The following is a 22,739-nucleotide window of genomic DNA, read 5'->3' as shown; positions in this document are numbered from 1 at the left end:
GGCGTACGCGACCCTGTGCCGTGGCCGGTCGGCGTCCCCTGCGGCGTCACGCCCCTGGGCCGTGGCCGGTCGGCGCGCGGTGTCACGCCACCCTGTGCCGTGGCCGGTCCGCGCGCGGTGTCACGCCACCCTGGGCTGTGGCCGGCCGCTGTGCCGGGCCGAGGCGACCAGCCCCCGCATGGTGCTCAGCCAGCCGGCGGCCACGAAAGCGGCGCCGACCAGCAGCCCCACCGTGCCGTTGAGCGGCATCACGATGCCGACGGCACCGCCGAACACCCACGCCATCTGGAGCAGCGTCTCCGAGCGGGCGAACGCCGAGGTCCGCACCAGCTCCGGCACGTCCCGCTGGATCAGCGCGTCCAGCGCCAGCTTGGCCAGCGCCTGCCCGAACCCGGCCACCGCCGCCAGGCAGGCCACCAGGAACGCCCCGAAGAACAGGCCGGCGACGACCGAGGCGCCGAGCACCACCGCGACGACGGTGACGATGATGATCTCCGGAGCGCGTGACCGGAGCCATGCCCCCACGGCCGTCCCCAGGGCGTTGCCCGCGCCCGCCGCGACCCCCACTATCCCCAGCGACACCGCCGCGTTCTGCCCGGTCAGCGGATGCTCGCGCAGCAGGAAGGCGAGGAAGAAGATCAGGAAGCCGGACAGACAGCGCAGGGCGGCGTTGGCGCCGAGCGCGTGCGTGACGGCGGGCCCGACCGTGCGCAGCCCCGGCCGCTTGGCCAGCCGGCGGCACGGCCCGTGCAGATGCTGTTCGTCGGCCGCGAGCAGCGCCACGTCCTCGCCCTTGGCCGAGTCCACCGTGGGCGGCAGGGAGAACGACAGAAACGTCCCGCCGACGAAGATCAGAAAGGCGCCGTAGAGCGGCCACGGATCGCCGAGCGCGTGCAGCCCCGCCCCGACCGGCGCGGCGGCACCGGTGGCCAGCAGCCCCGCGAGCGTGACCCGGGAGTTGGCCTTCACGAGCGAGAACCGCGGCGGCAGCAGCCGCGGCACGACGGCACTGCGGACCACGCCGTACGCCTTGGACGCCACCAGCACGCCCAGCGCCGCCGGATACAGCTCGAGACCGCCGGTCGCCACCGCCCCCGAGATGACCAGCGCGAGCAGTGCCCGCGCCAGCATCGCCCCGGCCATCGCGGCCCGCCGCCCGTGCGGCAGCCGGTCCAGCAGCGGACCGATGACCGGGGCGAGGACCGTGAACGGCGCCATGGTGATGGCGAGATAGAGAGCGACCCGCCCGCGCGCCTCGTCGGTGGGCACGGAGAAGAACACGGTGGAGGCCAGCGCCACGGTGACCATGACGTCCCCCGCGCCGTTCACCGCGTGCAGCTCGATCAGCTTGCCCAGGCCCGACTCGCCGGCGCCATGCGCGTGCGTGGCCCTGCGGATACCCCGCGCCGTGCCGGTGAACGGAAAGTGCAGGGCACGGCCCATCGCGCGGACGGCACCACCCACCCGGCCCGAACCGCCGCCCCGATCACTCACCTTGTCCGCGGCTGCCACGACGTTCATAGTGCCCCGAGATGCGGCCGGATAGTGCGGTACGGCACGGATGGCGGCGTACGACTCCGCACGGCCGCGCCCTCCGGTCCGGTCCGGCGGGCACAGGTGGGCGGGTGGGAATATCCACGAATCCCGCCCGGTGTAGCGTGCCTATCTCAGCCATAACGCAGAATGGATGGCAGAGGTGCGCCCGGGCGCGCGGATGCAGACGTCGATGCGGTCCCCAGGTCCGCTCCGTAGGCGAAACCGCCGGAGGCAGCCGCACTCGACGAGACGGCGTAGGAGAGAAGCGATACCTGTGAGCGCGACAACGCGAAGCCGCACCCCCGACCGCCTGTGCGCCGAGGCCGTCGACCTCGCCCGCGCCGCCGCCGAGGAGGCCGCCGCACCCGGCGTGGTCGGCGAGCACACCGGCCTGGTGGCCGAGGGTGACCGTGTTGTCACGCACTTCTTCGAGTGCAAGGAGCCGGGCTACCGCGGCTGGCGCTGGGCCGCGACGGTGGCCCGCGCCTCCCGCGCCAAGCTGGTGACCCTGGACGAGGTCGTCCTCCTGCCCGGCCCCGACGCCCTCCTCGCCCCCGAGTGGGTCCCGTGGAGCGAGCGCCTGCGCCCCGGCGACCTCGGCCCCGGCGACCTGCTCCCCACCGACCAGGACGACCTGCGCCTGGAACCCGGTTACGTGGGCGAGGAGGAGCCCCCGCCGGACTCGCCCGTCTCCGAGGAGATGCGGGAACTGGCGGAGGCCGAGGACGCCGACGTCACCCCCGGCGCCCCCGCCGTCCAGCCGACGGTCCCCTCCCGCGGCTCGATCGCCTCGGTGGCCGAGGAACTCGGCATGCGGCGCGCGCGGGTGCTGTCCCGCTACGGCCTGCACAGCGCCGCCGACCGCTGGGAAGACGCCTTCGGCCCCCAGACGCCGATGGCGCAGGCGGCCCCGGCCACCTGTGTGAGCTGCGGCTTCCTTACCCCGATCGGCGGCTCCCTCGGCCAGGCGTTCGGCGTGTGCGCCAACGAGTTCTCGCCGGCGGACGGCCGTGTGGTCTCCCTCGCCTACGGCTGCGGCGGCCACTCGGAGGCCGCGGTCATGCCGAAGCCCCCGCAGCCGGCCCAGCCGGTCATCGACGAGACCCGGGTCGACCCCTTCCCGCTCCGCCCGGCCCGCGACTCGGGCTCGGTCCCCGAGACGAGCGACGAGGAGACGGCGGAACTCGGCCACTCCTGAACCCCGGCGGCGATGGACTACCCGGCGGTCAGCCCGGTCTCGTGGACGGTGTGCAGCGTCTGGTCCGTGTGCGTGCGTTCCAGGCGCAGGCGGGCCGAACGGCCTTGCAGGGTCAGGGTCATGAGCTGGTTGCCGAACCACGGCCCGCCCTGTTTGCGCCATCGCACCGGCGGCCGGGCGCAGCGTCCGTGCCGGGCCAGGAGCCGCCCCAGCAGACGGGCCGGGGCGCTCCAGCCGAAGCGGAAGCCGATCCGCATCATCAGCGGCACGGAGTTGTGCACGGGTGAGCAGGTGAGCTGGACGACGGGGACGGCGGGGCCGCCGGACGGCCAGGAGGCGCGCGCGATGTAGCCGTGGTGCACGTCCCCGGACAGGACGCACACGCTCGCCGGGGCGTCCGCCCTGGACCCTGCCTCGGCGATGAGACCGGCGAGGTCGGCGAAGGAGCGGGGGAAGGCCGCCCAGTGCTCCAGATCGGCCCCGCGCCGCAGGTACTCGCCGAAGCGGGCCCAGCGGTCCCCGCGTGCTCCGGCGCACAGGGCCGCGTCCCACGCCTCGGTGTCGTGCACCAGGTGCGGCAGCAGCCAGGGCAGCGAAGTGCCTATCAGAAGGTGGTCGTAGGAGCCCTGCTCGGGCAGCACCTGCTCGCGCAGCCAGGCGGCCTCGCCCGGGTCGAGCATGGCGCGGCGGTCCTCGTCCAGGACGCGTGCGGCCCGGGAGTCCACCATCACCACCCGGACCCGGCCGAAGTCGCGCCGGTAGCTGAAGCGGACCGAGGCGGGGTCGGCGTCGGCCCGTTCGGCGAGGGCGCGCAACGCGTCCGTGCCGTCCGGCGTGGCGTGGACGGCGGCCCAGGTCGGGTCGGCGGCCAGTTCGGCGGGGGAGAGGTTGCCCAGGTGCTGGTGGACCCAGTAGGACATCAGGCCGCTCAGCAGCCGCTTCTGCCACCAGTCGGTGGCGCGCATGTCGGTGAGCCAGGAGGCGGAGGTGTTCCAGTCGTCCACGATGTCGTGGTCGTCGAAGATCATGAAGCTGGGCACGGTGGACAGCAGCCAGCGGACCTCGGGGTCGAGCCAGGATTCGTAGTAGAGGTGGCAGTACTCCTCGTAGTCGGTGACCTGGGCGCCGGGCGGCTCGTCGAGGTCACGGCGCCCGGCCAGCCAGCGCCGGGTCTCCTCGGAGGTCTCGTCCGCGTAGACCTGGTCGCCCAGCAGGAGCAGGACGTCGGGGCGGTCGGCGTCGGGATCGGCCGCCAGCCGGACGGCGAGGGTGTCGAGGGCGTCCGGGCCGACCGGGTCCTTGCCGTCGGCCGGGGGCGCGGCCCAGCGGCACGATCCGAAGGTGACCCGGACGGCGTCGCCGGCGCCGGGTGCCCGGATGACGCTGGGCGGGAAGCGGGAGTCGGGCAGCGGCCACACGGGGGTGTCGTCCAGGAACACCTCGTACGACGGTGCGGTGCCCGGTGCCAGTCCGGTCACCGTGACGAGCGCGTAGTGGTGCCCGGCCACCTGGAAGGTGGGGGCCGTTCCGCTCGCGCCGTCGGAGCAGCGCACCCGTGCCGTGCAGGGCCGGCTCGTCTCCACCCACACGGTGGCGCACGAGCCGTCGGTGTACCTCAGCAGCGGTCCCAGACGCAGTTCGGCCACGTGATCGCCTTCCTGTCTCGCATCGTACGGAAAGGAACGGCCGTGGAGACCGTACCGGGCGGGCGGCCGGCGGTCGCCCGCCGGTCATGTGACGCGTCTGCCTCCGTCCGGCGCGGGCATGCGGGAGAGGACAGCGCCGGGATCCGGAAGCGGGCGCCGCACGTGGGCGGATCGGTCCGCGGGTCGTCGGTCGTGGCGGGCGAGGGGAGACGGGGACGATGGGGACGGTGGTGCACGTCCCGCAGACGCGGGACATGATCGGGGACGAACTCTCCGGCGACGAGGCGTTCACCGCGCTGCGGCGCTACGGAGGGGTGCGGCTGCTGCTCGACGCCTTCTCCCGGTTCCGCTACGCCGACGGTTTCACCAACGCGCGCGCCCTCGGTTTCCAGATCGTGCTGGGCATGATGCCGTTCACCATCGCGCTGGTCGGGCTCGCGACGGCCGCGCACACGGAGAGCGTGGGACGGGTCATCGAGCTGACCTTGGGCAGGATCGTGCCGGGTACGGGCTCGGACGTGATCCAGGACGCCCTGCGCGGCACCCGCCGCACCGCCGGGTCCGATACGTGGAGCACGCTCGCGCTGTGCCTCGGACTGCTCTTCTCCGTCCTCAACCTGGCGTCGGCCATGGGCCAGGTCGAGCGGGGCGCCAACCGCATCTACGGCATCGAACGGGACCGGCCGTTCCCGCGGAAGTACGGCCGGGCGGTGCTCCTCGCGTTCGCCGCCGGGGTGCCGATGGTGCTGGGTTTCCTGGTCCTGGTCGCGGGTGAGGCCGTCGGTGCCGCGACGACCGAGGCCCTGGGCCGGCCCGGGCCCCCGGCGTGGTGGGGTGTCCTGGACGTCCCCGTGGGGACGGCCCTCGCCTGGATCGCCTCCGCCGTCATCTTCCGCTGGTCGCCGCGCCGCAGCCAGCCCGGCTACACGTGGCTGGCGTTCGGTTCCGCCGTCCACCTGGTGCTGTGGGTCGCCGCGACCTGGCTGCTGACGCTCTACGTCTCCCGCAGCGGCTCCTTCGGCAGCGTGTACGGGCCTCTCACGGCCTTCGTGGCGCTGCTGCTGTGGGCCAACCTGACGGGTGTCGCGCTGTTCCTGGGCATCGCGTTCGCCGCGCAGCTGGAGGCGGCGCGCGCCGGCCTGGGCCGGGCCGTGCAACCGGACCCGGGCCCGGGCGCCTGAGACACCGGCGCGCGGCGCCGACCGCCGCGCGCCGGGGCGGGTCAGGAGCCGACGATCCGGCGCACGTTGTCGACCGAGCCGCAGCCGGCCTTCAGCTGACGCTCCCGCTCCTCCAGGAACGCCACGCCCAGCTCCTCGCGCCGTTCCATCGCCACGTTCTCGCGCGCGCCGTTGAGGATGGTGCGTTCCTCCTCGTCGGTGTGGTGGGCGATGGCCTCCACCAGCTCCTCCAGCTTCGAGTCCCATTCCTCGGAGCCGACCTCCTCGACCTCCATGAGGTCCAGGAGGGCCTTGTTGCCCTCGTCGTGCTCGTGCTCGCCGTGCTCGACCTCTTCGTCCTCGATGTTCTTGTACCGCTTCAGGGCCGGATAGACCTTGGCCTCCTCGGCCAGGGCGTGTGCGATCAGCAGGTCCGCGAACTCCTCCAGGGCCGTCGCGCGGTCGGCTTCGACGCTGCGCATCCGGCGGAAGAGTTCCTCCATGCGCCGGTGGTCCTGAAGGATGAGCTCGACGACGTCATGTGTCTGGGCCATGGGACGGACACCACTTTCGTGCGAACGGACGGGTTTCCACCGCATACCCCCACCGTGCGCGTTGATTGCCTCCCGGCTCCGTGGCCACCACGTCCCTTCGGCCTCCGGCCCGCCCGCGCTGTACCTTCGTCCTCACGCGGATGAGGAGAGTGAACGTGAGCAAGTTCGTGCGGCCGGCGGCCGAGGGTGCCGATCCCTTCGGGACGGCCCGTCTGCGTCGCGGCGTCCTCGACGCCTGGGTGACCAGCCCCGCCCGGTTCCGGGAGGACGCCAACGCCGAGGAGGACCTCGTCCTGGGCGGCTACCGGGACCGGCTCGTCGTCGAGCTGGCCCAGAACGCCGCCGACGCCGCCGCGCGGGCCGGGGCGCCCGGCCGGTTGCGGCTCACCCTGCGTGACGGTGTGCTCGTGGCCGCGAACACCGGTGCCCCGCTGGACGCGGCCGGTGTCGAGTCGCTGGCCACGCTGCGAGCCTCCGCGAAGCGGGACGCCGAGACCACGCACGGTGCCGTCGGCCGGTTCGGGGTCGGTTTCGCCGCCGTGCTCGCCGTGACCGACGAACCGGCGATCGTGGGGCGGCACGGCGGGGTGCGCTGGTCCCTCGCCGAGGCCCGGGAGCTGGCCGCCGGGACCGCCCGGCACAGTCCGGGGCTGGGCGACGAGGTGCGGCGCCGGGACGGTCATGTGCCCCTGCTGCGGCTGCCTTTCGCCGCCGAGGGCACCGCTCCGGAGCCGTACGACACCGCCGTCATCCTGCCCCTGCGGGACGCTGCCGCCGCCGATCTCGCCGAGCGGCTGCTCGCCGGTGTCGACGAGGCCCTGCTGCTGGCCCTGCCGGGGCTGGAGGAGGTCGTCGTGGAGGTCGGCGACGAGGCGCCGCGCACTCTCAGCCGCCGTACCGACGGTCCCTTCACGGTCGTGGAGGACTCCCGGGACGGCGTCACCAACTGGCGTTCGGCCTCCGCGCACGGACCGCTCACCCCCGACCTGCTCGCCGACCGGCCGGTGGAGGAGCGGCTGCGCCCCCACTGGTCGGTGACCTGGGCCGTGCCCGTCGACGCCTACGGCGCTCCGGCCCGGCCCCGCACGAGTCCGGTCCTGCATGCTCCGACGCCCAGTGACGAGCCGCTGGGCGTGCCCGCGCTGCTCATCGCCTCCTTCCCGCTGGACACCACCCGGCGGCACGCGGCCCCGGGCCCCCTCACCGACTTCCTGGTGCAGCGCGCGGCCGACGTCTACGCCGACCTTCTCGCCGGGTGGCGGCCGGTGGGTGCGGGGATCATCGACCTGGTTCCCGGGCCGCTCGGGAAGGGCGAGCTGGACGGGGCGCTGCGGCAGGCCGTGCTGGAGCGGCTGCCGCGCGCCGCTTTCCTGCCGCCGGCCGTCGAGGCCAAGGCCGACGACGAGCTGCCGGAGGCGCTGCGGCCCCGGGACGCCGAGATCGTGGAGGGCGCCGGGGCCGACACCGTGCGGGTGCTGGCCGAGGTGCTGCCGACCCTGCTCCCGGCGGGGCTGGAGCGGCGCGTCGAGCTGCGGACCCTCGGGGTCGCCCGGCTGCCGCTCGCCGACGCCGTCGACCGGCTCGCCGGGCTGGAGAAGGAACCGGAGTGGTGGTGGCGGCTGTACGACAGCCTCGCCGGGGTGGATCCCGAGCGGCTGTCCGGGCTTCCCGTGCCGCTCGCCGGGGGCGCCTCCCAGGCTGTGGGCACCGGGGGAGGGCGGACCACCATCGGGCCCCGGCAGGTGCTGCTGCCCACCGCGGACGCGGCCCGGATCGACGCGGACGTCCTGGGGCGGCTCGGGCTGAAGGTCGTCCACAGCGATGCCGCGCACCCGCTGCTGGAGAAGCTGGGCGCGCTGCCCGCCACGCCGCGTGCGGTGCTGACCACCCCGCAGGTGCGGGCCGCCGTTGCCAACTCCCTGGAGGAGGACGGCGGTCCGATGTGGGAGGAGGACGCGCTGGACGCCGAGGAGCTGGCCGAGACCGTGCTCGCCCTGGTCCGGGACGCGGGTCTCGAACCGGGGGACGAGCCCTGGCTGGGCGCTCTCGCGCTGCCCGACGAGGACGGGGAACTGGCGCCCGCCGGAGAGCTGGTGTTCCCCGGCAGTGCCTTCGCCCGGGTGATCCGCGAGGGTGAACTGGCCGCCGTGGACGAGGAGCTGGCCGAGAAGTGGGGGGAGCAGCCGCTGGCGGCGTGCGGGGTGCTCGCCGACTTCGCGCTGGTCCGCGCCACCGACGTCGTCCTGGACCCGGACGAACTGGAGCCCCGCGAGGGCGACTTCGCCGAGCCGGACGACGTGGGGCTGCTGGACGCCGTGGACGTGTGGTGCGAGGACATCCTCGACCGGTTCCCGGACAGTCCGGTGCCGCCCGTGGCCACCGAGCTGGTCGCCGTGCGCGACCTGGACCTGGTGGACGACGACCACTGGCCCGAGGCGCTCGCCCTGCTGGCCCGGCCGCCGCTGCGGGACGCGCTGACCCAGTCCGTGCGCGTCCTGCTGCCCGACGGCACCCACGAGGTCGTACGGCCGTACACGGCCTGGTGGCTGCGCGGGCACCCGGTGCTCGACGGGCGGCGCCCGGCCGGTCTGCTCGCGGCGGGCGGGGACCCGCTGCTGCACGGGCTGTACGACGAGGCCGACGCCACCGGGTTCGAGGACGAGCAGGTGCTGCGGGCGCTCGGGGTGCGCACCTCCGTCGGCGCGCTGCTGGACGAGCCCGGCGGCGGCGCCGAGCTGCTGGACCGGCTCGCCGATCCGGATCGGCCGGTCACGTCCGGCCAACTGCACGGGCTGTACGGCGCGCTGGCGGAGCTGGATCCCGAGCGGGTGACCCTTCCGGAGGAGCTGCGGGCCGTCGTGGACGGGCGGGTGGAGGTCGTGGAGGCCGGTGCGGCCGTCGTGGTCGACTCGCCGGACCTGCTGCCGTTCACCTCCGGAGTGCCACTGCTGCCGGTCCGGCCCGCGCGCGCCGCCGAGCTGGCCGAACTGTTCCAGGTGCGCCGGCTCAGCGAGTCCGTCACCGGTGAGGTGCACTCCGAGGGGACCGAGCACGACGTACCGGACCCGGTGCGGGTGCTGCTCGGGCCGCGGACGCAGCGGACGTACGTCGAGCACGACGAACTGGTCGTGGACGGCGTGGAGATCGACTGGCGGCTGACCGGCGACGGCGTGCTGCACGCGGCGACTCTGGAGGGGGTCGCGGCGGGGCTGGCGTGGGCGGCGGGGCAGTGGCCGCGGCGCTTCGAGGTGGCCGCGCTGCTGGAGGACCCGTCACGCACGCAGGAGCTGGCACGGGACCGCTGGTTCGACTGAACCCGGCCCCTCCTTCCTCTCCCGGCAACTCCTCCACGGAATTCTCACCGGTCGTACAACCTTTCACTTTGTCCTCGCGTCACATCTGCGGAGTCATCCGGCTCCCCAGATCTCAACGTGGGGACAACTCATGCGCATCCGTGCCTCTGTCGCCGTCGTCGGCGGCGCCCTGGCCCTCTCCGCGCTCGCCGTTCCGGCCGCGCAGGCCGACGGCAGTCAGGGCGACACCAAGATCACCAAGGTGGTCGTGGACGGCGACGGCAAGGTGTCCATCGGCACCTCCGCAGCGGTGACCGTCAAGGTCAGCGTGACCGCCACGGACAACTCGGGTATCAAGGGCGCCGACGAGTTCGACCTCTACGGCCCCGACAACGGGTACGCGACGACCGGCAAGCCCACCTGCACCAAGGTCAACGCCACCACCTCCACCTGCACCGCCTCGGTGAAGATCGACCCGAAGACGGACTACCTCACCAACAAGAGCGCCGGTACCTGGTACGTGGACGCGTGGATCGACGCCGACGACGGCGACTACCTCTGGAAGGAGAAGGCCGGTTCCTTCTCCTTCCAGCGCACCTCCAAGCTCACCGCCAACGCGGCCCCGGAGCCGGTGAAGAAGGGCAGGACCATCACCGTCACGGGCGCCCTCAGCCGCGCCAACTGGGAGACGCTGAAGTTCGGCGGCTACGGCTCGCAGTCCGTGCAGCTCCAGTTCCGCAAGAAGAGCGCGAGCGCCTACACCACGCTGAAGACCGTCAAGGCGGACTCCAAGGGCAACCTGAAGACCACCACCACGGCGTCGGTGGACGGCTACTACCGCTTCTCCTTCGCGGGCAACTCCAGCGCCTCCGCGGTCAGCGCCGCCGGTGACCTCGTCGACGTGCAGTAAGCGGCCGGAACCCCAGCGCCACACCACTCAGGGACAACACATGCGCATTCGTGTCACCGTGGCCGCCGTCTCCGGCGCCCTGGCCCTCTCCGCGCTCGCGCTGCCGGCCGCGTACGCGGCGGACGGCGGCTCGTCGTACCGGGCGGACGTCGCCGCGGCCCTCGCCCAGCACACCGCGGGCAGGACGGGCCTGACCGCCACCGCCGCGCCCATCGGCGACCTGGACGTGTCCTTCTCCGACTTCCGGATCACCAAGGTGATCAAGGTCGGTACGACCGTCACGGCGTCCCCCGTGGTCACCTACAAGCTGACCCACGGCGCCGACGTCGACGTCACCGACGACATGTTCGCCACCGGACCGCTGATCTACCGGGGTCCCGCCGAGGACCCGGAGAACGTCCAGGGCGGCGACGAACCGGCCACCTGTGTGGAGACCTCGGCCACCACGGCCACCTGCAAGGGGCCGATCGACATCGACCCGCGCGAGACCGACCGCGACCTGAAGCTGTTCAACTTGCAGGCCGGCACCTGGCACGGTGCCGCCGTCGCCCTGGACTTCGGCAGCGAGAAGACGGCCGTGCAGTTCGGTCTGGGCTCCACCCTGGTCCAGCGCAACGCCCGGCTCACGGTCGACGCGGCCCCGGAGCCGGTGAGGAAGGGCAAGACCCTCACCGTCACCGGCAAGCTCGCCCGGGCCGACTGGGAGGACCACAAGTACCACGGCTACACCGGCCAGTCCGTGAAGCTCCAGTTCCGCAAGAAGGGCTCCAGCACCTACACCACGCTGAAGACCGTCAGGACGAACTCCACGGGCAGCCTGCGGACGGCGGCCAAGGCCACGGCCGACGGCTACTACCGCTTCTCCTTCGGGGGTACCAGGACCACCCCGGCGGTCAACGCCGCGGGTGACTTCGTCGACGTGAAGTGAGCGGCACCGTTCCGGTCCGGGAGGGCGTGCCTCTCCCGGACCGGAACGTTTCCTCTCAGTTGTGTCATGCGCTGGTAATCCCCGATCCAAATCTGGCCGAGAAGCGCTCTTGCCGTACAACCAGGTCGGTGCCTCGCGTATCTGATCGCGTGAGTCGACCGACTCCACGATCACTTCTCCCTCCTAGGGAACGCACATGCGCATTCGTGTCACCGTGGCCGCCGTCTCCGGCGCCCTGGCCCTCTCCGCCTTCGCCGCGCCCGCCGCCCACGCGGTCGCCGCGGCGCCGAACGTCACCTTCTCCGACATGAAGATCAACGGCGGTAAGGCGATCAGCATCGGCGCCACCTCCACGGTCAGGGTCACGGCGACCTACACCGTCACGCACCCCACCACGGTCTCCATGGCGAACGTCCTCACCGGCCCGCTGCTGTACCGCGGTACCTCGGCGAAGGACGCCGACACCCTCGTCGGCAGCGACGACCCGGGCACCTGCACCACCGTGGACTCCACCACCGTGAACTGCTCGGCCACGATCACCATCCCCGCCGACGAGCTGTACAACTCGGACGCGGGCACCTGGAAGCAGGGCGGGGTCGCGGTCGACAAGAACACCCAGGCCCAGAAGTGGCAGGACGGCCTCGGCACCCTCCCGGTCCGCCGCGCCACCAAGCTCACCACCGACGCCGCCCCCGAGCCGGTGAAGAAGGGCAGCACCCTCACCGTCACCGGCAAGCTGACCCGTGCCGACTGGGAGCACGGCACGTACGGGGTCTTCAGCAGCCAGTCCGTCAGCCTCCAGTTCCGCAAGGCGGGCAGCACCACCTACACCACCGTCAAGACCGTCACCTCGTCCTCCACGGGCACCCTGAAGACGACGGTCACGGCCGGCTACGACGGCTACTACCGCTTCAGCTACGCCGGCTCGACCACCGCGTCGGGCATCAGCGCCGCGGGTGACTACGTCGACGTGCAGTAGCACCCGGGGTCCTTCGTGTGGACCAGGCCCGCGAGCCCGGCATGATCCGAACGAGAGGCCCTAGTCCGGGAAGCGGCGGTCGACCCATCTCCACGAGCACTCCAGGACGACCGCCGCCACCACGGCCACGCCGACCGCTGTCCACGGCATCATCAGGCCGACCAGTCTCAGCGCGAAGAAGTCCTGCAGGGCGGGGACGGCGAGGACCAGCAGGAAGGCCACGCCCATCGCGGCCACCAGGGCCATCCGCCACCAGGTGTAGGGGCGGGCGATGATCGCCAGCACCCACATGGAGATCAGGAACAGGGTCAGGGTGGCGGCGCTGGTCTCCGCGTCGAGGGCGCCGGCGCCGGAGTAGTGGTGCCGGGCGAGCAGATACGTCACGAAGGTCGCCGCTGCGGCCATCACCCCGCCGGGGACCGCGTACCGCATCACCCGGCGCACGAAGTGGGGTCTGGCGCGCTCCGTGTTGGGGGCGAGCGCCAGGAAGAAGGCCGGGACGCCGATGGTGAGCGTGGACAGCAGGGTCAGGTGCCGGGGCAGGAAGGGGTACTCCACCTGCCAGCACACCACCAGCACCGCGAGCAGCACCGAGTAGACCGTCTTCACCAGGAACAGCGTCGCCACGCGCGTGATGTTGCCGATCACCCGGCGGCCCTCGCCGACCACCGAGGGCAGGCTCGCGAAGCTGTTGTCCAGCAGCACGATCTGGGCCACCGCCCGCGTGGCCTCCGAACCGGAGCCCATGGCGACCCCGATGTCCGCGTCCTTCAGGGCCAGCACGTCGTTCACGCCGTCCCCGGTCATCGCGACCGTGTGGCCGTTCGACTGGAGCGCGCCGACCATGTCCCGCTTCTGCTGCGGGGAGACCCGCCCGAAGACGGTGGCCGAGTCCAGTGCCTGCGCCATCGCCGGCCCCTCGGCGGGCAGCCGCCGCGCGTCCACCGCCGCACCCGCCAGGCCCAGCTTGGTGGCGACCGCGCCGACCGACACCGCGTTGTCCCCGGAGATGACCTTGGCGCGGACGTCCTGCTCGGCGAAGTAGCGCAGGGTGTCGGAGGCGTCGGGCCGCAGCCGCTGTTCCAGCACGACCAGCGCGGTGGGGCGGGCACCCCGGGCCGGCTCGGTGTCGTCCAGGTCGCGGCGCGCGCGGGCCAGCAGCAGCACCCGCAGGCCCTGCTCGTTGAGCCGCTCGGTCTCGGCCAGAGCCGGGTCGTCGGCGCCGAGGAGGACGTCCGGGGCGCCCAGCAGCCAGGTGCTGGTCTCGCCGTCGCCCTCGCTGAACGCGGCCCCGCTGTACTTGCGGGCGGAGGAGAAGGGGAGCGACTCGACACAGCGCCAGTCCACGCTGTCCGGATAGGCGTCGATGATCGCCTGGAGGGAGGCGTTCGGGCGGGGGTCCGACTCGCCGAGCGCGCCGAGCACCTTGCGGACGTACCCCTCGTCCGCCCCGTCCAGCGGCCGTAGCCCGGTGACGTCCATACCGCCCTCGGTGAGGGTGCCGGTCTTGTCCAGGCAGACGGTGTCGACGCGGGCCAGCCCCTCGATGGCCGGCAGCTCCTGCACCAGGCACTGCTTGCGCCCCAGCCGGATGACCCCGATCGCGAAGGCCACGGAGGTGAGCAGCACCAGCCCCTCGGGGACCATCGGCACGATCCCGCCGACCGTGCGGGCCACGGCGTCCTTGAGGTCGTCGTTCTTGACGACGAGCTGGGTGATGACGAGCCCGACGGCCGCCGGGACCATCATCCAGGTGACGTACTTCAGGATCGTGGAGATGCCGCTGCGCAGCTCTGAGTGGACGAGTGTGAAGCGGGACGCCTCCTCGGCGAGCTGGGCGGCGTATGCCTCGTGGCCGACCTTGGTGGCCTGGAACGCGCCGCCGCCCGCGACGACGAAGCTGCCGGACATGACCGGGTCGCCGGGGCGCTTGACGACGGGGTCGGCCTCACCGGTGAGCAGGGACTCGTCGATCTCCAGCCCGTCCGCCTCCGCGCACACGCCGTCCACCACGATCTTGTCGCCGGGGCCGATCTCGATCAGGTCGTCCAGGACGATCTCGTCGGTGGCCACCTCGGTCGCCACGCCGTCCCGCCGTACCGTCGGCCGGGCCTCCCCGATCACCGCGAGCGCGTCCAGGGTCTGCTTGGCCCGCCATTCCTGGACGATGCCGATGCCGGTGTTGGCGAGGATCACGAAGCCGAAGAGGCTGTCCTGGATCGGCGCGACGAACAGCATGATCAGCCAGAGCACGCCGATGATCGCGTTGAACCGGGTGAAGACGTTCGCCCGGACGATCTCCCCCAGCGACCGGCTGCCGCTCACCGGCACGTCGTTGACCTGCCCGCGGGAGCGCCGCTGCGCCACTTCGGCGGCGGTCAGCCCCGTCGGCCGGCTCCTGGGCAGGGCCACGGGGTGGACGGGGTCGAGTTCAGCGCCCGCGTCTATATGGCTCATGCATTCGACGGTACGTGCGGTTTTGCCCGCTCACCTGCCGAGCCCGGCCGATGTCCGACGGGGGGAGGACCGGGGTCCCGCCCAGGTCGTACGGCCACTTCGTACGGCTACTTCGCGCCGGCCGCCTTCAGTGCCGCGTCCCGCTTGATCGCCGCGTCCCGCTTGCGGACGTACCAGACGCCGATCAGTCCCAGCCCGCCCCCGGCCAGGCAGGTCCACAGCCACCACAGGTGATCGTGGTCGTCGAACCAGCCGTAGAAGGGCAGCTGGACGAGGAAGAGCACGAACCACACGATCGTGCCGCCGGTGATGGTGGCGACCACGGGGCCCTCCAGGGGCTCGGGCGCCTCGTGCTTGGGGGTCCACTTGGCCATGGGAGACAGCTTATGGGCCGCAGGACGCCCACCGGCCGGGTGATCAGGTCTACGCGCGGAGATAGCGATCTCTCTCTCATATCTTCATACTGAAACCGTTTGTCTTTGGCCACTTCCGTTCATACGAAACTCCAACGAGGCTCGGGGGAACCCCGTTGGTGATGAGGTCCCGCATGTCCACCTCGGCACCCGCCAAGGCCCCCACGCCCGAAAAGCCGGGCGGGGCACCCGTCTTCGGCGCGCTCGACCGCTACTTCAGGATTACCGAGCGCGGCAGCTCCGTGGCCCGTGAGATCCGTGGCGGTCTGGCCACCTTCTTCGCGATGGCGTACATCATCGTGCTGAACCCGATCATCCTCAGCAGCGCGAAGGACATGTACGGGCACCACCTGGACAACGGCCAGCTGGTGACGGCGACCGCGCTGACGGCCGCGTTCGCCACGCTGCTGATGGGCGTCATCGGCAATGTGCCGATCGCGCTCGCCGCGGGGCTCGGTGTGAACTCGGTCGTCGCGCTCCAGCTGGCGCCCCGCATGTCCTGGCCGGACGCCATGGGCATGGTCGTCCTGGCCGGCTTCGTGGTCATGCTGCTGGTCGCCACGGGTCTGCGCGAGCGCGTGATGAACGCCGTGCCGTTCGGACTGCGCAAGGCGATCTCGATCGGCATCGGCCTGTTCATCATGCTGATCGGCCTGGTCGACTCCGGCTTCGTCACCCGCATACCGGACGTCGCCCAGACCACCGTCCCGCTTCAGCTGGGCACGGGCGGTCACCTCACCGGCTGGCCGGTGCTCGTCTTCATCCTGGGCGCGCTGCTCACCTTCGCGCTGATCGTCCGCAAGGTGCCGGGCGCGATCCTCATCTCCATCGTCGGCATGACCGTGCTCGCGGTGATCATCAACGCGGTCGCCACGATCCCGTCCTGGGGCCTGACGGTGCCGAAGTGGCCGGGCAACCCGGTCGCGACCCCCGACTTCGGCCTGGTCGGCCAGGTCAGCCTGTTCGGCGGCTTCTCCAAGGTCGGCGTGCTGACCGGCATCCTCTTCGTCTTCACGGTCCTGCTGTCGTGCTTCTTCGACGCGATGGGCACGATCATGGGCGTCAGCGACGAGGCCAAGCTGACCGACGCCGAGGGCTACATGCCCGGCATCAACAAGGTCCTCCTGGTCGACGGCCTCGCGGTCGCCGCGGGCGGTGCCAGCTCCTCCTCGGCCACCACCGCCTTCGTGGAGTCCACGGCGGGCGTCGGTGAAGGTGCCCGTACCGGCCTCGCGAACGTCGTCACGGGCGGCCTGTTCGCCGTGGCGCTGTTCCTCACCCCGATCGCCACGATGGTCCCCTCCCAGGCGGCCACCCCGGCGCTGATCGCGGTCGGCTTCCTGATCCTGTCGAACTCCATCAAGGAGATCGACTGGGCGGACTACACGATCGCGATCCCGGCCTTCGTGACGATGCTGATGATGCCGTTCACGTACTCGATCACGAACGGCATCGGCATGGGCTTCATCACCTTCACGGTGCTGCGCCTGGTCGCCGGGCGGGCCCGGGAGATCCCGGTGCCGATGTACGTGGTCTCGGCCGTCTTCGCCTTCTACTACCTGATGCCGGCCCTGGGTCTCACCTGACCCCGCACGGGAGCCCTCACGTGACCCGCGGTACCTCCACGGGAGCCCTCACGTGACCCCGTAGAACTTCTCCGTCTCCTCGACGGCGGTCTGGAACCGCTCGTCGAAGTCATCCCGAATGAGCGTCCGGACGACATAGTCCTGGACGCTCATTCCTCTTCTCGCCGCGTGGTGCCGGAGCCTTTCGAGCAGCTCCCCGTCCATCCGCAGGCTGAGCACACTGGTCCCCATGCGTACGAGGGTCGCCACACCCGGCCACCCCATGCGTCACTTTCCGGAACCGGCTCACCCGTACGGGTGATCAGAGGGTTCAGTGGCGGGCGTCACGGGCGTCGTGGGCGCGTCCAAGTGGTCTTTAGTCAGAGTAATGAGTTACCCTAAAGAACATGCCGGACCTTACCCATGGCGACGACGCTGCCGCCGTGAACGCCCTCCGCTCCGCCGTGATGCGGCTGTCCCGTCGGCTCAAGCACCAGCGGGTCGACGAGTCGCTGAGCCCCACCGAGATGTCGGTGCTCGGCACCCTCTTCCGCTGCGGCTCGGCCACCCCGGGCGAACTGGCCCGCAAGGAGCACGTCCAGCCGCCGTCGATGACCCGCATCGTCGCGCTGCTGGAGGCCAAGGGGCTGGTCCGGCTGGAGCCGCACCCCGATGACCGGCGCCAGAAAGTCGTCAGCCAGACCGAACAGGCCGAGGCGATGCTCGAAGAGAGCCGCCGCAAGCGCAACGCGTTCCTGGCCGGCCTGGTCGAGGGCCTGGACGAGGACGAGTGGGCCGCCCTGCGCGCCGCCGCCCCCGTGCTGGAGAAGCTCGCCCACCTGTAAGCACGCCGTCCGAGGAGGCGAACACTGTTGAGTTCGGGATCCGGAGCACCTTCCGCCCCCGCACCGACCGCTACCACCCCCGTTTCCCCCAAGTCCTCGATGTTCAGCTCGCTGAGGATCCGGAACTACCGCCTCTTCTTCATGGGCCAGGTCGTCTCCAACACCGGCACCTGGATGCAGCGCATCGCCCAGGACTGGCTGGTCCTCAGCCTCACCGGCTCCTCCGCGGCCGTCGGCATCACGACGGCCCTGCAGTTCCTGCCGATGCTGCTGTTCGGTCTGTACGGCGGCGTCCTCGTGGACCGCCTGCCCAAGCGGCCCGCGCTGCTGGTCACCCAGTCCTCCATGGCCGTCACCGGACTCGCGCTCGCCGCGCTGACCCTGACCGGCCATGTCCAGGTCTGGCACGTCTACGTCGCCGCCTTCGCCGTCGGGCTCGCCACGGTGGTCGACAACCCGGCCCGCCAGTCCTTCGTCTCGGAGATGGTGGGCCCCGACCAGCTGCAGAACGCGGTCAGCCTGAACTCGGCGAACTTCCAGTCCGCCCGGCTCGTCGGCCCCGCCGTGGCCGGCCTGATGATCACCGGTGTGGGCACCGGCTGGGCGTTCCTCGCCAACGGCCTGTCCTTCGCCGCGCCGATCGCCGGCCTGCTGCTGATGCGCGCCCGTGAGCTGCACGTGGTCGAGCGGGCGCCGCGCGGCAAGGGCCAGCTGCGGGAGGGGTTGCGCTATGTGGCGAAGCGGCCCGAGCTGATCTGGCCGATCGTCCTGGTCGGCTTCATCGGCACCTTCGGCTTCAACTTCCCGGTGTGGCTGTCCGCCTACGCGGACGACGTCTTCCACGCCGGAGCCGGCGCCTACAGCCTCTTCAACACCCTGATGGCCGTCGGTTCCCTGGTCGGCGCCCTGCTGGCGGCCCGGCGCGGCACGGCCCGGCTGCGGGTACTGATCGCCGCCGCGGTGGCCTTCGGCACGCTGGAGACCGTGGCCGCGGTGGCACCGTCGTACTGGCTGTTCGCGCTGCTCATGGTGCCGATCGGGATCTTCGGCCTGACGGTGAACGTCACCGCGAACACCGCCGTGCAGATGGGCACCGACCCGGCCATGCGCGGCCGGGTGATGGCCCTGTTCATGATGGTGTTCATGGGCGGCACGCCGCTGGGCGCGCCGGTGGTCGGCTGGATCACCGACACCTACGGCGCCCGGATCGGCTTCGCGGCCGGCGGTGTGGTGTCGGCCGTCGCGGCCGGCGCGATCGGCCTGGTCCTGGCCCGCATCGGCGACCTGCGGCTGTCGGTGGGCTGGCACCGCGGCCACCCGCGGGTCCGCTTCGTCCCGCGCGAGCGGGAGCAGCTGGCGACGGCCGCCTGAACGTCCCGGAACGCCCCGGAGGCCGCGCCTGAACGTCCCCGACGGCCCCGGGGAGGCCGCCTGAACGCCCTGGACGGCCCCGGCGGGTGCTAGCGGACCTTCCGGGCCAGCACCTGTCCCGGCCAGTCGTCCGGGCCGTGGGTGTAGGTGTGCGTCGGAGTGAAGCCGTTGGCCTCGTAGTAGGCGACGAGCGCTCGGTCCCCGCCCGCGTAGCAGTCCACCCGCAGCAGGCCCACGCCGGCCCGCCGGGTCACCTCGGCGGCGTGCGCGAGCAGCGCGCTGTCCGCGCCGTGCCCCTTGAAGCGGCGGTCGGAGGCGAGCCAGTGGACGTACCGCTCGGGCTCGCCGGGTGGCGGAAGGTGGGACAGGTAGGAGCCGGGCCCGTCGGTGAGGGTGAGGGTGGCGGCCGGCACGCCGTCGACCTCGGCGATGTACGTGGTGCCCTCGGCCATGGCGCGCGCGACCGCCGCCACCGTCCGCTCGTGCGTCGACAGCGGCTCGGTGCCCCACTGGACGGTGCGTCCCTGTGAGACGAGCCACTCCACGCTGCTGTCGAGCATGCCGAGTATCGCGGGCAGATCGTCGGGGCCGCCTTCACGAATGGTGATCGTCATCGCCCCATCATGCCCGCCGGGGTCTGGGATCGTGAGGGTCATGAGACTCTTCGCCGCCGTACTGCCCCCGGAGGACATCGCGGACGAACTCGCCGCGGAAGTGGCCCGGTTGCGGCAGCTGCCGGGCGCCGACCGGCTGCGCTGGACCGGCCGCCCCGGCTGGCACTACACCCTCGCCTTCTACGGTGAGGTCGCCGACGACCTCGTCCCGGCCCTGTCGGACCGCCTGGCCCGCGCGGCACGGCGTGCGGCACCTTTCTCCCTCGCCGTCGCGGGCGGCGGCCAGTTCGGCCGCGGCCGCGCGCTGTGGGCGGGTGCCCGGGGAGGGGTGGAGGAGCTGCGGCTGCTGGCCGACCGGGCGGAGGCGGCGGCACGGAAGGCCGGGGTGCCGATGGGCGAACACCGCCGCTACAAGGCCCATCTGACGCTGGCCCGCAGCCGGGACGCGGTGGACGTACAGCCGTACGTCGGCCTGCTCCGCGAGTTCACCGGCCGGAGCTGGAACGTCACCGACGTGGCGCTGGTGCGGAGCGATCTGCCGCGGTCCGGAGTGCCGGGGGAGCAGCCCCGGTACGTGGTGGTCGACCGCTGGGCGTTGGCCGGGGCCGGTTAGTCTCGCATACGTGGACCCGAAAACCCGGAACCGGATCATGGCCGGTGCGCTTGTGTTGTTGTTCGTGCTGGTGGCTTTGGCCTCGGCCATGCGTTAGGAGCGGTGGGGAACCGCGGCCGTCCCCCGGCTGCGAGCCGTCCGTGGCTGGTCGCGCGGTTCCCCGCGCCCCTTGCGGGGCGTCTACCAGGCGAAGGCTTCCGGGGACGGGCCCAGGCCCGGGAAGATCTCGTCCAGGCCGGTCAGCAGTTCCTCGCTCAGCTCCAGCTCCACGGCCCTGAGTGCCGACTCCAGCTGTCCGGCGGTGCGCGGGCCGACGATCGGGCCGGTCACGCCGGGACGGCTCAGCAGCCAGGCCAGGGCCACCTCGCCGGGCTCCAGACCGTGCTTGTCGAGCAGGTCCTCGTACGCCTGGATCCGCGCGCGGGCCGTCGGATCGCCCAGGGTGTCCGCGGCCCGGCCGGAGGCGCGGCGACCGCCCTGCACCTCCTTCTTGATGATCCCGCCCAGCAGACCGCCGTGCAGCGGCGACCACGGGATGACGCCGAGGCCGTACTCCTGCGCGGCCGGGATGACCTCCATCTCGGCGCGGCGCTCGGCGAGGTTGTACAGGCACTGCTCACTGACCAGGCCGATGGTGCCGCCGCGGCGGGCGGCGGCCTCGTTGGCCTGGGCGATCTTGTAGCCGGGGAAGTTGGAGGAGCCGGCGTAGAGGATCTTGCCCTGCTGGACGAGGACGTCGATCGCCTGCCAGATCTCCTCGAACGGGGTGCTGCGGTCGATGTGATGGAACTGGTAGACGTCGATGTGGTCCGTCTGGAGCCGCTTGAGGCTGGCGTCCACCGCGCGCCGGATGTTCAGTGCGGAGAGCTTGTCGTGGTTGGGCCAGGCGGCCGTGCCGTCGGCGGCCATGTTGCCGTACACCTTGGTGGCGATGACGGTCTTGTCGCGCCGTCCGCCGCCCTTGGCGAACCAGTTGCCGATGATGGACTCGGTCCGTCCCTTGTTCTCGCCCCAGCCGTACACGTTGGCGGTGTCGAAGAAGTTGATGCCCGCGGCCAGTGCCGCGTCCATGATCGCGTGGCTGTCGGCCTCGTCGGTCTGCGGGCCGAAGTTCATCGTCCCGAGGACGAGCCGGCTGACCTTGAGTCCCGTGCGTCCGAGCTGCGTGTACTCCATGGTCCGACAGCCAACGGCCTGGAGTGCGCTCTAGGCAAGGGCCTCGGGGCCCGCGTGCCTGACGTTGCCGAACCGCTTGCCGAGCTTGGCGCCGAGTTCGCCGGCCATCAGGTCGAAACGGGGTTCCATGACGTGGTCCTCATTCGTGGATCGGGTACCGCGCGGATCCGTCGGCGCGGCGTCGTGACGACCACGAGATGCCGGCCGGGCCGCCGGTGTGACGACCGCGCCCAGGTGACCCGCGCCACTCCATCCCGGGGCCGACGGGTTGTCAGAGGGGTGCCGTAGGGTGCGCGCAGTCCCACCACCCCTGGAGATTCCCCGTGACTGTCCCTGCCCGGCTCCGTGCCACCGTCCCCGCGCTCCTGCCGGCCACGGAGGCGGACTTCCCCGAGCTGCTCGGTCCCCCGGGCCGCCGCCTGCTGGCCCAGCGGGGCGACGACGCGCTTCTGGTCCAGCCGTTGGACGACTCCTTCGTACCGGCGGGGGACCGGGTGCGGCTGCCCGCGCCGTGGCCGCGCCGGCGCGGGGAGTGGGCCCTCGCGCCGGACGGGACGCTGGCCGTGTTCGCGGGCGTGCACGCGGTGCGGGCGGTGGAGCCGTCGGGGGTGACACGGTGGGAGGTGCGGCACGGCTGCTGGTACGGCGCCTGCCGCGAGATGCACCGGTCGTACGAGGAGTACGGCGACCGCGAGGACCACCGTCACCCCGAGGGCGGTTCGGCCGCCTTCTCCGTGGACGGGAAGTTCGTCTGGGCGCACGTACGCGGGCCGTTGGCGGTGGGGGAGCTGTCCCCGGACGTCGTCGACGAGTGGCTGGTGCTGGACGCGGGGGACGGGCGGGTGCTCGCGCGGGCCGACGCCGAGGCAGCGGCGGCGGGCAGCTTCCATCTGCCGCACCCGTGCGACCCGGGGCAGATGGGGCTGAGCATCGGGGAGGGCCAGGACGGGGCGCCACTGCGCTGGGGCCGTTGGGACGGGCGGGAGTTGTCCGTCGCGTACCTGGAGGGCGATCTGGTCCTGACGGGCGTGAGCCCCTCGGGCGGGCGGCTGCTGACCGTGACCCACCAGCAGGACGGGCTGGCCGTCCGGGACGCGGGCGGTGCGGTGGTGGACGGCCAGGAGTGGGACGCCGGGACGGCCGTCCCCCGGCATCCCGCCGCCGAGCCGGAGAACGACGAGGCGCTTCCCTACTGGGACTACGAGGGCGGCTTCCTCGACGAGACCACCCTGATCGGCTCGACCGTGGAGAGCGACGAGGAGTGGGGGGAGGGCCGGCACTGGATCATCGGCACGGCGGACGCGCGCACTCCGGTGGAGGTCGCCTACCCGGTGCCTGTCGGCAGCCGGCCGCCCACGGCCCTGGGCGACGGCGGGTGGGTGACGCCGAGCGAGTCGGGGGACGCGCTGTACGTGTGGGAGCGGGACTAGACGCCGCCCGGCGGATCGTGTGACCGCTTCTGGTTCGGGTCGTCGGCATGG

Annotated in this window: 19 protein-coding genes; 11 read left to right on the top strand and 8 right to left on the bottom strand. The window is 72.2% G+C overall.

Annotated elements, in window-relative coordinates; all coding sequences use genetic code 11:
• Positions 1-120: 120 nt before the first annotated feature.
• The gene (locus tag ACIGYR_RS31545) at positions 121-1,521 is read right to left on the bottom strand and encodes an MFS transporter (protein WP_399606058.1); all 1,401 of its coding nucleotides are present in this window, start codon (positions 1,519-1,521) and stop codon (positions 121-123) included.
• A 289-nt stretch (positions 1,522-1,810) separates the two neighbouring features.
• Between ACIGYR_RS31545 and ACIGYR_RS31540 the strand changes: the two genes are divergently transcribed.
• Positions 1,811-2,734: a DUF3027 domain-containing protein gene (locus ACIGYR_RS31540; RefSeq protein WP_391846604.1), complete on the top strand. Its 924-nt coding sequence runs from the start codon at positions 1,811-1,813 to the stop codon at positions 2,732-2,734.
• Positions 2,735-2,751: 17 nt separating this feature from the next.
• On the opposite strand, the gene ACIGYR_RS31535 is transcribed toward ACIGYR_RS31540, so the two are convergent.
• The gene (locus tag ACIGYR_RS31535; protein WP_399606062.1) at positions 2,752-4,380 is read right to left on the bottom strand and encodes an alkaline phosphatase D family protein; all 1,629 of its coding nucleotides are present in this window, start codon (positions 4,378-4,380) and stop codon (positions 2,752-2,754) included.
• A 218-nt stretch (positions 4,381-4,598) separates the two neighbouring features.
• On the opposite strand from ACIGYR_RS31535, the gene ACIGYR_RS31530 reads away from it, so the two are divergent.
• Positions 4,599-5,561: a YihY/virulence factor BrkB family protein gene (locus tag ACIGYR_RS31530; RefSeq protein ID WP_399606065.1), complete on the top strand. Its 963-nt coding sequence runs from the start codon at positions 4,599-4,601 to the stop codon at positions 5,559-5,561.
• Positions 5,562-5,602: 41 nt separating this feature from the next.
• On the opposite strand, the gene ACIGYR_RS31525 is transcribed toward ACIGYR_RS31530, so the two are convergent.
• Positions 5,603-6,094, bottom strand: coding sequence for a hemerythrin domain-containing protein (locus tag ACIGYR_RS31525; protein ID WP_391846610.1), 492 nt, complete (start codon positions 6,092-6,094; stop codon positions 5,603-5,605).
• A gap of 155 nt (positions 6,095-6,249) precedes the next feature.
• On the opposite strand from ACIGYR_RS31525, the gene ACIGYR_RS31520 reads away from it, so the two are divergent.
• From ACIGYR_RS31520 to ACIGYR_RS31505, 4 genes are all read left to right on the top strand, one after another.
• A complete protein-coding gene (locus ACIGYR_RS31520) occupies positions 6,250-9,408 on the top strand; it encodes a sacsin N-terminal ATP-binding-like domain-containing protein (protein ID WP_399606069.1) in 3,159 nt (1,052 codons plus the stop codon).
• Between the two features lie 130 nt (positions 9,409-9,538).
• A complete protein-coding gene (locus tag ACIGYR_RS31515) occupies positions 9,539-10,297 on the top strand; it encodes a calcium-binding protein (RefSeq protein WP_399606072.1) in 759 nt (252 codons plus the stop codon).
• A 40-nt stretch (positions 10,298-10,337) separates the two neighbouring features.
• Positions 10,338-11,225 carry a hypothetical protein gene (locus ACIGYR_RS31510; protein ID WP_399606075.1) on the top strand — a complete coding sequence of 296 codons (888 nt, stop codon included), beginning with the start codon at positions 10,338-10,340 and terminating at the stop codon, positions 11,223-11,225.
• Positions 11,226-11,421: 196 nt separating this feature from the next.
• On the top strand, positions 11,422-12,204 hold the full coding sequence (locus tag ACIGYR_RS31505) for a hypothetical protein (protein ID WP_399606078.1): 783 nt from the start codon (positions 11,422-11,424) through the stop codon (positions 12,202-12,204).
• A 60-nt stretch (positions 12,205-12,264) separates the two neighbouring features.
• Here ACIGYR_RS31505 and ACIGYR_RS31500 read toward each other — a convergent pair whose 3' ends face one another.
• Both ACIGYR_RS31500 and ACIGYR_RS31495 read right to left on the bottom strand, forming a co-directional pair.
• A complete protein-coding gene (locus tag ACIGYR_RS31500; RefSeq protein WP_399606081.1) occupies positions 12,265-14,661 on the bottom strand; it encodes an HAD-IC family P-type ATPase in 2,397 nt (798 codons plus the stop codon).
• Between the two features lie 107 nt (positions 14,662-14,768).
• A complete protein-coding gene (locus ACIGYR_RS31495; protein WP_391846622.1) occupies positions 14,769-15,035 on the bottom strand; it encodes a DUF2530 domain-containing protein in 267 nt (88 codons plus the stop codon).
• A 173-nt stretch (positions 15,036-15,208) separates the two neighbouring features.
• On the opposite strand from ACIGYR_RS31495, the gene ACIGYR_RS31490 reads away from it, so the two are divergent.
• Entirely contained in the window at positions 15,209-16,660 is a 1,452-nt protein-coding gene (locus tag ACIGYR_RS31490; protein WP_391846624.1) for an NCS2 family permease, read from the top strand.
• A gap of 48 nt (positions 16,661-16,708) precedes the next feature.
• Here the strand turns inward: ACIGYR_RS31490 and ACIGYR_RS31485 are convergent, their stop codons facing one another.
• Positions 16,709-16,891 carry a ribbon-helix-helix protein, CopG family gene (locus ACIGYR_RS31485; protein ID WP_391846626.1) on the bottom strand — a complete coding sequence of 61 codons (183 nt, stop codon included), beginning with the start codon at positions 16,889-16,891 and terminating at the stop codon, positions 16,709-16,711.
• A gap of 155 nt (positions 16,892-17,046) precedes the next feature.
• Between ACIGYR_RS31485 and ACIGYR_RS31480 the strand changes: the two genes are divergently transcribed.
• Both ACIGYR_RS31480 and ACIGYR_RS31475 read left to right on the top strand, forming a co-directional pair.
• Positions 17,047-17,484, top strand: coding sequence for a MarR family winged helix-turn-helix transcriptional regulator (locus ACIGYR_RS31480; RefSeq protein WP_399606086.1), 438 nt, complete (start codon positions 17,047-17,049; stop codon positions 17,482-17,484).
• A 27-nt stretch (positions 17,485-17,511) separates the two neighbouring features.
• Positions 17,512-18,855: an MFS transporter gene (locus tag ACIGYR_RS31475; RefSeq protein ID WP_399606089.1), complete on the top strand. Its 1,344-nt coding sequence runs from the start codon at positions 17,512-17,514 to the stop codon at positions 18,853-18,855.
• A gap of 89 nt (positions 18,856-18,944) precedes the next feature.
• On the opposite strand, the gene ACIGYR_RS31470 is transcribed toward ACIGYR_RS31475, so the two are convergent.
• The gene (locus ACIGYR_RS31470; RefSeq protein ID WP_399606092.1) at positions 18,945-19,469 is read right to left on the bottom strand and encodes a GNAT family N-acetyltransferase; all 525 of its coding nucleotides are present in this window, start codon (positions 19,467-19,469) and stop codon (positions 18,945-18,947) included.
• A gap of 40 nt (positions 19,470-19,509) precedes the next feature.
• Here ACIGYR_RS31470 and thpR point away from each other — a divergent pair, with 40 nt between their 5' ends.
• Complete coding sequence (gene thpR / locus ACIGYR_RS31465; protein WP_399606094.1) at positions 19,510-20,082, top strand: RNA 2',3'-cyclic phosphodiesterase; 573 nt, start codon at positions 19,510-19,512, stop codon at positions 20,080-20,082.
• 180 nt (positions 20,083-20,262) lie between these two features.
• Here the strand turns inward: thpR and ACIGYR_RS31460 are convergent, their stop codons facing one another.
• A complete protein-coding gene (locus ACIGYR_RS31460; RefSeq protein WP_399606097.1) occupies positions 20,263-21,258 on the bottom strand; it encodes an aldo/keto reductase in 996 nt (331 codons plus the stop codon).
• A 323-nt stretch (positions 21,259-21,581) separates the two neighbouring features.
• On the opposite strand from ACIGYR_RS31460, the gene ACIGYR_RS31455 reads away from it, so the two are divergent.
• Positions 21,582-22,688: a hypothetical protein gene (locus ACIGYR_RS31455; RefSeq protein ID WP_399606100.1), complete on the top strand. Its 1,107-nt coding sequence runs from the start codon at positions 21,582-21,584 to the stop codon at positions 22,686-22,688.
• The last annotated feature ends 51 nt before the right edge of the window (positions 22,689-22,739 follow it).

It is taken from the genome of Streptomyces sp. NPDC053076, assembly GCF_044546845.1.
Lineage (GTDB): Bacteria > Actinomycetota > Actinomycetes > Streptomycetales > Streptomycetaceae > Streptomyces.
This window is presented reverse-complemented; position numbering and strand designations above follow the sequence as displayed.

Excerpts from the sequence above, each read along its gene's own strand:
- ACIGYR_RS31545 (WP_399606058.1), bottom strand. The coding sequence starts at position 1,521 with ATGAACGTCGTGGCAGCCGCGGACAAGGTGAGTGATCGGGGCGGCGGT.
- ACIGYR_RS31530 (WP_399606065.1), top strand. The coding sequence starts at position 4,599 with ATGGGGACGGTGGTGCACGTCCCGCAGACGCGGGACATGATCGGGGAC.
- ACIGYR_RS31525 (WP_391846610.1), bottom strand. The coding sequence starts at position 6,094 with ATGGCCCAGACACATGACGTCGTCGAGCTCATCCTTCAGGACCACCGG.
- ACIGYR_RS31515 (WP_399606072.1), top strand. The coding sequence starts at position 9,539 with ATGCGCATCCGTGCCTCTGTCGCCGTCGTCGGCGGCGCCCTGGCCCTC.
- ACIGYR_RS31510 (WP_399606075.1), top strand. The coding sequence starts at position 10,338 with ATGCGCATTCGTGTCACCGTGGCCGCCGTCTCCGGCGCCCTGGCCCTC.
- ACIGYR_RS31505 (WP_399606078.1), top strand. The coding sequence starts at position 11,422 with ATGCGCATTCGTGTCACCGTGGCCGCCGTCTCCGGCGCCCTGGCCCTC.
- ACIGYR_RS31500 (WP_399606081.1), bottom strand. The coding sequence starts at position 14,661 with ATGAGCCATATAGACGCGGGCGCTGAACTCGACCCCGTCCACCCCGTG.
- ACIGYR_RS31495 (WP_391846622.1), bottom strand. The coding sequence starts at position 15,035 with ATGGCCAAGTGGACCCCCAAGCACGAGGCGCCCGAGCCCCTGGAGGGC.
- ACIGYR_RS31490 (WP_391846624.1), top strand. The coding sequence starts at position 15,209 with ATGTCCACCTCGGCACCCGCCAAGGCCCCCACGCCCGAAAAGCCGGGC.
- ACIGYR_RS31485 (WP_391846626.1), bottom strand. The coding sequence starts at position 16,891 with ATGGGGACCAGTGTGCTCAGCCTGCGGATGGACGGGGAGCTGCTCGAA.
- ACIGYR_RS31480 (WP_399606086.1), top strand. The coding sequence starts at position 17,047 with ATGCCGGACCTTACCCATGGCGACGACGCTGCCGCCGTGAACGCCCTC.
- ACIGYR_RS31470 (WP_399606092.1), bottom strand. The coding sequence starts at position 19,469 with ATGACGATCACCATTCGTGAAGGCGGCCCCGACGATCTGCCCGCGATA.
- thpR (WP_399606094.1), top strand. The coding sequence starts at position 19,510 with ATGAGACTCTTCGCCGCCGTACTGCCCCCGGAGGACATCGCGGACGAA.
- ACIGYR_RS31460 (WP_399606097.1), bottom strand. The coding sequence starts at position 21,258 with ATGGAGTACACGCAGCTCGGACGCACGGGACTCAAGGTCAGCCGGCTC.